Source organism: Vibrio nigripulchritudo ATCC 27043 (genome assembly GCF_000222685.1).
In the GTDB taxonomy this organism is placed as follows: Bacteria; Pseudomonadota; Gammaproteobacteria; order Enterobacterales; family Vibrionaceae; genus Vibrio; species Vibrio nigripulchritudo.
In genome coordinates this window covers 26981-40262 of record NZ_AFWJ01000224.1, presented here as the reverse complement: position 1 = coordinate 40262, position 13282 = coordinate 26981, and the positions used below count along the sequence as shown (strand labels likewise).

At 45.2% G+C, this 13282-nt stretch carries 8 protein-coding genes; all 8 read left to right on the top strand.

Going from position 1 to position 13282, the window contains the following annotated elements:
* The coding region (locus RH89_RS16490) for a carbohydrate ABC transporter permease (protein ID WP_004404377.1) at positions 1-523 on the top strand (523 nt) is incomplete at its 5' end.
* Between the two features lie 149 nt (positions 524-672).
* Positions 673-1899, top strand: a complete 1227-nt coding sequence (locus RH89_RS16485; RefSeq protein WP_004404376.1) for an ABC transporter substrate-binding protein — start codon at positions 673-675, stop codon at positions 1897-1899.
* A 90-nt stretch (positions 1900-1989) separates the two neighbouring features.
* Complete coding sequence (locus tag RH89_RS16480) at positions 1990-5109, top strand: beta-galactosidase (RefSeq protein WP_004404375.1); 3120 nt, start codon at positions 1990-1992, stop codon at positions 5107-5109.
* A gap of 65 nt (positions 5110-5174) precedes the next feature.
* Positions 5175-6227, top strand: coding sequence for a UDP-glucose--hexose-1-phosphate uridylyltransferase (locus RH89_RS16475; protein WP_004404374.1), 1053 nt, complete (start codon positions 5175-5177; stop codon positions 6225-6227).
* 33 nt (positions 6228-6260) lie between these two features.
* Positions 6261-7418, top strand: coding sequence for a galactokinase (galK, locus tag RH89_RS16470; protein ID WP_004404372.1), 1158 nt, complete (start codon positions 6261-6263; stop codon positions 7416-7418).
* Positions 7415-8428, top strand: coding sequence for a galactose-1-epimerase (gene galM, locus RH89_RS16465; protein WP_004404369.1), 1014 nt, complete (start codon positions 7415-7417; stop codon positions 8426-8428). Before galK ends, galM begins: the two co-directional genes overlap by 4 nt.
* A 185-nt stretch (positions 8429-8613) precedes the next feature.
* Complete coding sequence (locus RH89_RS16460; protein ID WP_004404366.1) at positions 8614-10329, top strand: hypothetical protein; 1716 nt, start codon at positions 8614-8616, stop codon at positions 10327-10329.
* Positions 10330-10524: 195 nt separating this feature from the next.
* Positions 10525-13278: a two-partner secretion domain-containing protein gene (locus RH89_RS16455; RefSeq protein WP_004404364.1), complete on the top strand. Its 2754-nt coding sequence runs from the start codon at positions 10525-10527 to the stop codon at positions 13276-13278.
* Positions 13279-13282 lie beyond the last annotated feature (4 nt).

The following is a 13282-nucleotide window of genomic DNA, read 5'->3' as shown; positions in this document are numbered from 1 at the left end:
CATCTGGATTTTTGCCACCTTTATCGCGGGTAACTTCGTGCCGTTTCAGATTCTGATGATTCCGGTTCGCGACCTGACTATTACCTTTGGTTTGTACGACACCCGCTGGGCGTTGATCTTCTTCCACATTGCATTTCAGGCAGGGTTTTGCACCTTGTTTATGCGCAACTTTATCGTCGGAATCCCTGATGCTCTTATTGAAGCGGCAAGGGTTGAAGGGGTGAGCGAATGGAAGATCTTCTGGCACGTGGTGCTACCGCTTGTGCGACCTGCACTGGCAGCGTTGTCTGTGCTGGTATTTACTTTTATATGGAATGATTTTTTCTGGGCGCTGGTACTTGTGCAAAGTGACGAAGTAAGACCGGTAACGGCTGGCTTGAGTGCTTTGCGTGGGCAATGGCTTGCTTCCTGGCAGTTTATATCTGCCGGTGCTGTGGTCGCGGCTATTCCACCAGTGGTTCTGTTTTTTACGATGCAACGCCACTTTATCGCGGGTCTGACCCTTGGGGCGACAAAAGGATAAAAGCATTGAATACGGAACGTCAGCCTAAACAACTGATTTTGGCGATAGCAAATAGATAATAAAAAACACCCACAGCTTCGAGTTTTGAAGTTAACGGGGCTTAAAAAATTTGGACCACAAGAGCAAAGCTCAACAACAAGGACCTTATTATGAAATACGTGAAACACTTAGCTGCATCAGTCTTGCTTGCTGCAACTGTCGCTGGTTCAGCAGTCGCGGGAACATTGGTGATTAACTCCAATGCTTCAGATGCTGCACCAAAACAGGCATGGGACGAAGTGGTGTCGCGCTTTAAGGCAGCGAACCCAGATGTAGAAGTCAAATACAACCTGTACGACCATGAATCCTACAAAACGACGATTCGAAACTGGCTGGCAACATCGCCACCGGACGTCGTATTTTGGTTTGCAGGTAACCGCATGAAAACTTTTGTGGATCGCGGACTTCTTGAAGATGTGAGTGACCTGTGGGAAGCCAACGGAATGAATCAGGACTTTGCAGCCGCAGCGCCTGCGATGTCCGTAAACGGTAAAAAATACGGTGTGCCATACACTTATTACCAATGGGGCGTGTACTACCGCAAAGATATCTTCGATAAATTCGGCATTGCAGAGCCTAAAAACTGGGACGAATTTAAAGCGGCGGCAGCCAAGCTGAAAGCAAATAACGTTGCGCCGTTTGCCATCGGAACCAAGTACCTTTGGACGGCCGCGGGATGGTTTGATTACCTGAACCTTCGTACCAATGGTCTGGATTTCCACATTCAGCTTATGGACGGTAAAGTCCCTTACACCGATGATCGCGTGAAGAAAACATTCGCCAAGTGGAAAGAGTTGGTCGAGCCGGGTTACTTCCTGGACAACCACGCGTCTTATTCCTGGCAGGAAGCTCAGCCATTCCTGTACAACGGTCAGGCGGCAATGTACCTAATCGGTAACTTCATCACGCCAAACTTCCCACCTGAAATGGACGGCAAAATGGGTTTCTTTCAGTTCCCTGTTATCGACCCATCGGTTGGTCTGGCGGAAGACGCGCCAATGGATACCATTCATATTCCAAGCAAAGCGAAAAACAAAGAGGAAGCGCGTAAGTTTCTTGCCTTTGTCGCAACACCTGAAATTCAGAAGCTGATTAACGACAGCATTCTGCAAATCCCAACCAACAACAAAGCATCGGTTAAGGATGATCCGTTCCTGAACGTGGGTGTGGAAATGTTGGGTAAAGCAGTAGGTACGGCACAGTTCTACGACCGTGATACCGATCCTGCAATGGCGAAAGAAGGGATGAAAGGGTTCCAGGAATTTATGGTTCACCCAGATCGTCTGGACAAGATTCTTCAGCGCCTGGAAAAAGCGCGCCAGAGAACATTTAAATAACTCTGGTTTTAACCAGTTTGCCGCAGTGTAGGGCTGCGGCATTCTTTTTCAAATGAAAGCTAACAAACAGCGGCTACAGCGAGTAAGGCTATGAGAACGTTTAAAGACATCTTTTCAGCACGTGAATGGGAAAACCACCATGTCACTCATCATAATGTGCTCAGCGCTCATGCTCCGTTATTTAGTTTTAAAGATTCCCAAGATGCGTTGAATACAGGTGAGGGGAGCCGCGTATGTTTAAATGGAATTTGGGCATTCAACCTGTTTTCCAAACCCGAAGAAATAGAAGAACAGCTGGTCGCCAGACATTTTGACGATTCAGGCTGGGACAACATTGATGTTCCCGGTAACTGGCAGATGCAAGGTCACGATTTCCCAATCTACACCAATGTAAAATACCCGTTTGCCGACAACCCGCCTTTTGTCCCCAATGACAACCCGACAGGGGTATATCGTCGGGCGTTTTCTCTTTCTGAAAATGAGTTAACAGAGCAGATCCGAATTGTATTTGATGGGGTGAATTCAGCCTTCCATCTCTGGTGTAACGGTGAATGGGTAGGGTACTCACAAGACAGCCGTTTACCTGCCGAGTTTGATTTGACCGATTTCGTAGAAGCGGGCGAAAACCAGCTCGCCGTTGTGGTATTTCGTTGGTCTGATGGCAGCTATCTGGAAGATCAGGATATGTGGTGGCTGAGTGGTATTTTCCGCGATGTTTACCTGCTGAAAAAGCCCAGACTCTGCATTGCAGATGTCACCATTCAAACTCATTTAGATGCCTGTTATCGCGATGCCACTCTTCATGTCGAAACAACGCTGAGTCAGATTAATGAAGACGTATATACCAGTGTTGAGCTATTCGATGGAAACAGTACGAGAGTACTGGAATCACGCCCTGAATTCACCGGACGAGTATTCATTGATGAAAAAGGTGGCTGGGCAGACAAAACTCATCACGACTTGCCTGTATCTGAGCCGAAAAAGTGGAGTTCAGAGTCGCCTTACCTCTATCGCTGTGTGGTATCACTCAAAGACAAACAGGGGAACCTGCTTGACTGTGAAGCCTATGATGTTGGTTTCCGGCAGGTAGAGATTAAGAGCGGACAACTGATGATCAACGGTAAACCTCTGTTGATTCGTGGGGTGAACCGACATGAGCATCACCCTGAACGTGGTCACGCTGTTACGCGTGATGACATGTTAGAAGACATCATTCTGCTTAAGCAAAACAACTTTAATGCAGTCAGAACCTCACACTATCCTAATCACCCAGAATGGTATGAGTTGTGTGACCAATACGGTTTGTATGTGGTCGATGAAGCTAATATCGAATCCCACGGACAGTTCCCAATGTGCCGTCTGTCGGACGATGTTTCATGGCTGCCTGCTTATATGAGACGCGCCAGCCGGATGATCGCGCGAGATAAAAATCATCCGAGTGTGATTATCTGGTCGCTGGGTAATGAGTCCGGCATTGGTGGAAATCACCACGCCATGTACCAATGGATCAAGATGTCCGATCCGACAAGACCCGTTCAGTATGAAGGTGGCGGGGCAGATACTGCGGCTACTGACATTATTCCTCCTATGTATTCGCGAGTTGATCGCGATGAGTTTTTTCCTAATCAAAAAGACGAAATCAGCCGACGTGGTATTAAAAAGTGGATATCACTTCCAGACGAAAACAGACCGCTGATCTTATGTGAATATGCCCACGCAATGGGAAACAGCTTAGGCAACTTCCACAAGTACTGGGAAGCATTCCGCGCCTACCCCAGACTCCAGGGGGGATTCATCTGGGACTGGGTTGATCAGGGAATCACTAAGTTAGACGACAAGGGACAACCTTATTGGGCGTATGGTGGGGATTTTGGTGATGACATCAATGACAGACAATTCTGCATTAACGGATTGCTGTTCCCGGACAGAACGCCCCATCCGACGATTCATGAAGTGAAAAAGGCTCAGCAGTTTTTTCAGTTCAGCTTAGCCGATACAAACCCCATAACCGTCGAAGTCACCAATGAGCATCTGTTCGAATCCGGTATCCCGCTCAATTTGCACTGGCAATTAGTCGAAGGCGACACGCTGGTGGAGCTAGGGCAACTGCCGTTAGAAGTGTCTGCCGACAGTAAAGTCACATTGGTACTTTCAGAGACTGCCATCTCGGAAACTGCTAAAGCACCGCGTTATCTGAACCTTCACGTGGTTACCGATACCGAGTTACCTTGGGCAGAAGAAGGGTTTGAAGTTGCCAGCGAACAGCTATCAATCCCGTCGTTAGTGCCTCTTACGTCTTATGCAGAAGAAGCGCTAAACGGTGATGTAATGCTTCACGCAAACGCTCAGGTTATCGAAGTTCAGGGTGAAGGGTTTGTGCTCAGCATTAACAAAAACACTGGGTTGATTGAGAGCTGGCGTGCTGGCGACAAAGAAGTACTTAAACGAGCACCAAAAGACTGTTTCTACCGTGCCCCTATCGACAACGACATCGGAACCAGCGAAGCGAACCGCGTGGACCCGAACTCATGGGTGGCGCGTTGGCAGCAGAGTGGGCTGTGGGATATGACGCCGCAATGCGTTAGAGTTGACGCGACCAGTCTCGCGAGTAACGCCATCATACAGACAACGTTTGAGCACCAGCACAATGGGGCTTGTCTGATCAGAACGTGTTGGACTTATGAGGTGAGTTCTGACGGATCTCTGGAAATCGACGTTAAGGTCGAAGTTTCTGAAGGGTTGCCTCCGTTGCCAAGAGTTGGATTTGATTTTGTGCTGGTCGATGAAAATCAGTCTGTCGACTGGTTTGGGCGCGGTCCCCATGAAAACTACCCGGACCGAATTTTGTCGGCGCATTTTGGACACTATCAACTTGCCGCGAAAGACTGGTTTACGCCGTATATTTTCCCTAGCGAATCCGGCTTGCGATGCGATGTGTCTACGGCGTCTGTCGGAGACTTGAACATTGCCGGAGTGAGAGGACAAGCCTTTCACTTAGGCATTAGTCAGTATGAACCAAGGCAGGTTAGCCAAGCCATGCATACATGCGACCTGACATTGAGTGGTCAGCTCTATGTGAATGTTGATACAGCACATATGGGCGTTGGTGGCGATGATTCCTGGACGCCAAGTGTCCATCAGGAATTCCAATTGAAAGAGAAACACTTTCACTATCAGGTGATGTTAAAGCCCAATACTTCAAAAAATTAGTTGGCAACAGACCCACTGAGAAGTCATTGATTTAAAAATGTAAACGTATACACAAGGAAAGAATAATGAATTCTGGTCAATTTGACCCAAAAGAGCATCCGCATAGAAGATATAACCCACTGACTGGTCAGTGGATTTTGGTGTCACCACACAGAGCGAAACGCCCCTGGAGTGGGCAAAATGAAGAAGTCGAAGAAAGCAGCTCAAAATCTTACGATCCTGATTGCTTTCTGTGTCCGACGAATACCCGTATTTCTGGCGAGAAAAATCCAGATTATAAAGGGTGTTACGTGTTTCAAAATGACTTCGCCGCCTTAATGCCAGACTCTCCGGGACCAGAGAAATCTTCCGACCCGCTGTTTCAGAGTGGTCCAGCGAACGGATTAAGCCGGGTGATTTGCTTTTCGCCTCATCACAGCAAAACCCTTCCAGAATTGAGCGTGCCTCAAATTACCGAGGTGATTAATACCTGGGACGAACAGGTGACGGAACTGGGGCAAGAGTATTTATGGGTTCAGGCGTTTGAAAACAAAGGCGAACTGATGGGGTGTTCCCAGCCTCACCCTCACGGACAAATATGGGCAAACAGCTTTTTGCCAAATGAAATAGCACGTAAAGACGGGCTGCTTTGGGAATATCAGGATCAGAACGGTAGCAATTTGCTGTTGGATTACGCAGTGAAAGAACAAGTGTTACAGGAGCGAGTGGTTGTTGAAACGGAATATTGGATTGCGGTCGTGCCTTACTGGGCTTCCTGGCCATTTGAAACGCTCTTACTTCCCAAGTTTTCAGTCACTCGGTTTAACCAGTTAAACAAAGAACAGCGAGTCGACTTGGCGCAAGCTCTAAAGAGGCTAACCACGCGTTACGACAACTTGTTTAACTGCTCCTTCCCTTATTCCATGGGATGGCACTTTGCGCCATTTTTCAAAGACGAGCGCAATATTGAGCACTGGCAATTGCATGCTCATTTCTATCCGCCACTGCTAAGAAGTGCCACTGTGCGGAAGTTTATGGTTGGCTATGAAATGCTGGCTGAGTATCAAAGAGATTTAACGCCAGAACAAGCGGCAGAGCGCTTATCGCAGTTGAGCGATGTGCACTACAAGGAAGCTTGATGGTCGGTAGAAATAGGTAGTTGGAGAGAAAACATGAACGCACTGGTTTATTTCGTTAATGAATCATTTACAGAGGTATTCAAAGAAGCCCCGTCGCATCTGATTCAGGCACCGGGACGTGTAAATTTGATTGGTGAGCATACCGACTATAACGACGGTTTTGTTCTGCCCTGTGCCATCAACTATCAAACCGTGATTGCCGCCAGAAAACGAGATGACAATCTGATGCGTGTTGTTGCGCTGGACTATGGCAGCGAGATGGATGAGTTTGATGTGTCGGGGCCCATTCATCATGAACCAAATAAAATGTGGGCAAACTACATACGTGGTGTCGTTTTGCATATTCGTCAGCGTGGCTTTCAGTTTGGTGGTGCGGATCTGGTTGTTTCTGGCAACATTCCTCAGGGTACGGGTCTTAGCTCATCTGCTTCTCTTGAAGTGGCGGTAGGTAAGACCATGACAGAACTCTACGCTTTAGGTCTTGATAATCAGTCGCTTGCATTGATAGGTCAGGAGGCGGAGAACCAGTTTGTTGGTTGTAACTGTGGAATTATGGATCAGCTTATCTCGGCCAAAGGAGAAGAGGGAAGCGCGCTGCTTATAGATTGCCGCTCGCTTGAAACTCAGCCTATTCATTTACCATCTGAACTTACTGTACTTATTGTTAACTCGAACAAAAGCCGAGGCTTGGTTGACAGTGAATACAATACGCGCCGAGAGCAATGTGAAGCCGCCGCCGCGTTTTTCAATGTTAAAGCGCTAAGAGACGTGACGATTGAACAGCTCGAAAATGCCAAGTCAGAAATGGATGATGTGGTGTACCGAAGAGCAAAGCATATCATCACTGAAAATGCCAGAACCCTGGCAGCCAGCTCAGCCCTTAAGCAAGGCAATGTTTATGAGCTCTCTGAACTGATGCGCCAGTCCCACCTTTCAATGAAGGATGATTTTGAAATCACGGTGCCAGAAATTGATTTTCTGGTAGATAAGATTGATGAACTCATTGGGCACAATGGCGGTGTTCGAATGACAGGAGGCGGATTCGGTGGATGTGTTATCGCTTTAGTTCCCGAAAGTGCTATTCAAGTCATTCGCGAGAAAGTCTTACCCGTCTATTATGATCAATATGGATTGCAAGCAGAGCTTCATGTTTGTTCTGCACAGGTTGGGACTTCTTTGGTGGATTTATGATAGGAAAGGCAAGCGACGGCAAACCGCCGATAGTAGTGAGATTGGAGAACGAGAACGGGCTTTCAATCGAACTGATGGATATTGGTGCAACCTGGCTTTCCTGCAAGCTCCCCTTGTCTGAAGGGGCGAGAGAAGTACTGCTTGGCGTCGATAATATGGATGATTTCTATCGGCAAAGCGCTTACTTTGGAGCAAGCGTAGGCCGCTATGCCAATAGAATCGCCCAAGGTCGTTTTGAACTCGGAAATAGAACCTATCAGGTCTCGCAAAATCAACCTCCCCACTGTTTACACGGTGGGGAAAGCGGCTTTGACAAAAAGCGCTGGACGATTGCTCGGCAGGATAAACAATGTGTGGTTTTTACACTCACGTCGCCAGATGGTGATCAAGGCTTTCCTTCTGAACTTTCAGTTAAAGCCAGATACGAGGTAACGGACGATAACCGAGTGGTGATTGAGTATTCTGCATCCGCTCAATCTGACACAATCGTTGCGCTTACTAACCATGCGTACTTTAACCTCGATGGTGAAGGGGATGTTCTTGAACATCATTTGCAACTTTCTGCCGACAGCTACCTTCCCGTTGGAGAAGATGGCATTCCAGAAAGTGGTGTGACTCCTGTGGTAGGAACTGGGTTCGATTTCCGTGCGGGTAAAACCATTATGGAGGATTTACTCACAGACGAAGATCAGCAGAAGGTTGGAGGATACGACCATTCATTCTTGTTATCTGAGAATGAAAATTTCGATAGCCCTCAATGCCAGTTAACGTCATCTGACGGAATTGTCTCCCTTGGCATTGCCACTAACCAAGAAGCCATTCAGGTTTATACGGGTAATTTTTTGGCTGACGAGCCCGGTCGCAATGGTGTTTACCACCGACACGACGGTGTTGCGCTGGAAACCCAATGCTTGCCGAACTCTCCTAATACCAACCTGGAAGCGTGTCTACTCAAAGCAGGGGATCTTTATCTCAATCGCACAGAATTCCGGTTTTCATTCAAGCGGTGATTACCCGCTGTTTTAAATAATATTTATGTCAATTTAACATCCTTGTACATAAACTGCGCACATATGGTAATGCGAACAATTCTCTGTATCCTTCTGCGCATTACTCATTCTTAAATTATTCAGTGCTTTCAGGTCATTAATCAATGACTTGAAGGCGAATTAGTTTGTGTATATAGGGTAATTACATGAAAAATATTGCCATGATGGCATTTGCTGGTGTGTTGATAGGCTGCGGTGGTGGAGGTTCTGATTCCAAAGACCCAACGAGCCCGACAATTCCGAAAGCACCTACACGTGGAATCACATCGGCAGGTTCTTATATTTCCGTTGATAACGAGAGTTACTACGCTTTACCTGCTGGGGCTAAGGCAACCAAATCTGTTCTAGCTGGGCAGTGGTTAAGATTCATAGGTAATTCCTCGGTTGCAAATATCAAATCCAATGAATGGGTACACACCAAGCCAGATGGAACAATCGTCAGTGGTGCTGACGAGAGACGTTTCACTGTCACCTTTACAGAAGTGGGTAATCATAGCCTTTCTTACTGCGCAACCCATGAAAATCAAAGCAACACGAGTCGCTACCCAAGATGTGTGGACATGCAAATTCAAGTGAATGATGCAGCCCCTAAATTCACATACAACGTCAATGAAGATGCCACTCTAAATATAAACGCCAGCGAGTTTTTTAATGGTGATGCAGCGACCATTGAGATGGTTGGTCATACATTCAAAGGCGGGTTGTTTGTGGCTGGCAACAGACAATCTCTGGCTTACGATCCTGGAGGTTCGTACCAATATCTGAATGCGGGTGAATCCGACTCTATTACAGTACCTATCAGAGCAAAATCTGCCACTGAGTCCTGGCACGGTAACATTCAGATCACCATTGATGGGGTCGCCAACGCGAATGAATGTACTGATGCCAACAGCCGTACTATTTCACCTGTGACAGTCGGGTCTGATCCGGTTGAAGTCAACGATGGCGAATGTATTAAGATTGATTCAAATGAGACATCGGCACAAAGTGGAACTTGGGCTCCTTATGAAGGTGTTAACGGCGGTGCATTAGTGAGCTTTTTTGAGCAAATTGGCGCTAACCCAACAGCAAAAGTGCTGTACTTCAAAATGCCTGCCACAGGTCAATTACACCTGAACTGGTGCCCGACAAGCACACGAGAATGTGCCCCCAAACGTTGGCAACTGAAAAACACCAAAACAGAAACGGCGAAAGAGCCCTCACTCGAAAACTGGGTTTCGACCAGTACGCATAATATAAATGACAATATTTTAATTACAGCCACGCCGTCTGCACATGTTGCCAACCCTACGTATCGTTGGTTTGTTTTCGATCAGCACAACGGTCACCAGAAAATCATGGATGTGATCACCAAATCCAACCAGTTCACCCTGGGTAAAGTGGACACCGCGAAAAACTACCGAGTAGATGTAATGGTAGACAATAACATCTACGAGTTTGCATCAGGCTTCGACAGTTCGGTACATGGTCGGGTTGTTCCTGTGGGCAAACATAAGATTTATAACTCATGGGCTTATATAAGAGGTGATGAACCCAACCCACCAAAAGCGATTGTGAAAGTGAATGGTGTTCGCTACGAACCTAAAGATATGGCAAGAAGCCTGATCATTGTCGACATTGAGGGAACAAATTCCGTAAAACTGGATGCGACAGACTCAATCTTCAATGCCAATGACCCAATGTTAGAATTCCAATACTGGGACTATGAAAACGGACGCCGTGAGCTTGTTTCATCAAGCACAACGTACAATTTCGAATTCGGTTCAGACAAATCCCGACATGTCGATTTCTGTATAAGAGGCGAGTTCCCATGGAACCAAAGCGAAAACCCCTGTTTAGAATTCTTTATTATGAAAAAGTAACTTAGAAAACTTGGTTATTTTTGAAAGCCAGCTTGGGTATCAGGCTGGCTTTTTAATTTAAAGTTCAAGTGGAATGTAGGTCTCTTTTTTAAGAAATGATATGACTATCATTTACATTCATATCTAACTTTTATAGATTTTCCCTCTTATATTTAGAAATTTAGATTTTTGAGTCTTACTTAAGAAGTGGAAAAAATGAAAAATAAAGCCAAGTCAGTTGGGCTAAAGCTAAGGAGTGTCCCTTTTGCGATAGCCGCTTCTCTTACGTTACCGACAGGCATTGCATATGCCGACTCGGTCACTGGGATAGACGCAATAAGTGCTGTTGCAAAAGTAACTTCAGATGGTAGAAATGTGTTTTACGTTTACCCGAACACTCAGGTGAATGTGACTACTAGTCGAACCAAGTTCTCTCATTTCGACAACCGAGATAACACGCTCTATATCAATAACAATCCGAAGATAAACACGAAGCTTAAAGAACCATCTAACGTTACAATCATCGAAAACCAGTCCAGTCAGCCGATGGTGATAGGTAACATTGAGGTATTGGGTAAACGAAGCGACATCTTGTTTGTTAGCCCTGCAGGTATTGTGTGTGATTCATGTAACTTCAAAAACGCCGGACGAGTAACTTTGGTTGCGGGTTCTTTGAGTAATAACAATCAAAAAATTACAACAAAGAATGGAACCATCACCATAACAGGAAATGGTCTAACGACTGCCGATGCAGACATCATTGATTTGGTCAGTGAAGAATTTGTGCAACAGGCACCTATCGATACCTTTGTAAAAGCAAGAAAACTCAGTAATGGTGAGTACACACTGGATTCAAGTGGAAGCTACCTAGCCGCCCAAACCCACCTTCGGATCAATGTTGGGGATTATCTTGTTGAGTACCCTACCTTGCGGTCTACTTGGAATGGTGGTACCAAAAATAATGTATTAAGCATCGATCATAATATCAACGCAGGCAGTCTTTATATCCATGCTCCAGGTAATATTACTCTAGCGAGTTCGGCTCTGCCCATTTTGAATACCAAAGCTGATATTTCCATTGTAGGTTCACACAAAGATAAGTCTGTAATCCCTTTTGGTTCAATCAAGCTTACCTCTTATGGGGCGATTACTTTACTAGATTCAACTATTGTTTCCCCTTCACAAGTCACCTTGAACAGCGACAATCTTTATATTTCGCCGTCATCCAGCGATACTTTTCAAAAAGCGAGCATCGATGCGGACTCGATTTCGTTTGCGGTGGGTGACAATATTTACAACGGTGGCTTAATCACCACGGGTGATGCGCGTATAAGTGCGAAAAATTTCTACAACGCAGGGAAGCCTAGCGAACAAGAACATAACATGCGTGCAGGTGGCGAAATTTTCGCTAGCCGTGACATTTTGATTCAAGCAGAACAATCACTAATAAATGTGAACAGAGGTATGGTCGTCGGGAATAATGTGTATTTAGCCGCTGGCGCTGATATTCACAATGGTCATGGTCAGCCATGGCGATGTGCTCCTAGTGCTTTAGAGGTGGCAACGGCAACGAGTTATTCTGATAACTCTAACAACGTGCATTATGATCAAAATGAAATTCAACTGGGTATCGGGGCTGAACTCATTAAAGCTGATTCATGTCCCGATAATCGCAGGCAAAATTGGCTTACTGAAGAACGTGAAGCGTATATCTTTGGTTTTAATATCGCGATGGATGCACCGACTATCGTCAACTCAAACCCTCGTTTAGATGTGTTTAGAGATACTGGTCAGTTTAAGTCTAGGACGAATAGAGACCACAACTCTATTACTGAGGATGATTTAGCAAAGATTGTCCATTCTCACCAAGTGTCTATTTCTGCTGAAAACTCACTTCACATAAAAGCCAAAAAGGAACTAAAAAACGGCTCGGGAAGTATAGAGGTATTAAATGGGAATTTAATATTGGATACAGAGCAATTCCAAAATCATCGATATTATATTGAAGGGAGAACACATAAAGATGATGTTCCATGGTCTCAGCCCAAACCAATATCTCCCCAATGTATTGCAAAAGAAAATGAACTTATGCAAGAAGATTTTTCTGAATATTACAAATGGGGGAATATAGGCAGTCATATATCTGTTAGCAGACTTGATTTTATTAACTTTAAAGATAATTTTGATAAAATAAGGAATGCTTCAACGTATTATAGATCTTATGATCGAGTAATGAAAAGTGTCTACAAATCTCCATGGACTGAATATAAGTATGAATATGTGCCAGAGTATAAATGTAATTCTGAATGGACTCTCGAGAAAGGTTATGTGAGGACTTGTGAATGGGTTTCTGAGTTTAAGAGAGTGGAAATTAGGCATTCTGGCGAATGGCAGACCGTCTGGGAAAATGAGTGGGTCAATCATTTCCACAGTGACGCTCAGAAACATTCTCGAGCTCAAGAGTTATTAAATATTGTGTCTGGATGCAGTGAGTACCTTAAGCCTAGAGGGCAGACGTATGTGGAAATCAAAGAAAACTGGATAGCCGCTAACACGCCAATTCCACGGGTGTTAGTTGGCAAGGACTTACATATCACAAGTGAAAAAGCTAACAGTTTTAGTAACCTCGCTGGGAATCTAGAGATACTTGGAAATATAACCGGAAAGCTCACTAGTTTCGAAAATTTAGGGTTGAAACTTCAACAGTCAAAACTTGAAAGAAATGATATTGACCATGAAGAGGTATATTGCTCTAAGCGTATTCTCGGTATTTGTTTAAAAAGAAAAACAGAAAAGTGGACTACAACTTCAAAAAGCCTCATTTCTATTAGTGAAATAGGAAAATTGCCCGCACTGTTTTACCTAGGCGATGGTGATTTCAATGTTACTGGCATAGAGAGACCACAGCAGGATAAAGAAGGAACGATTCTCTCTGGTGATATCACTTACGGTGTTCATCCAGCAAACTAATAAT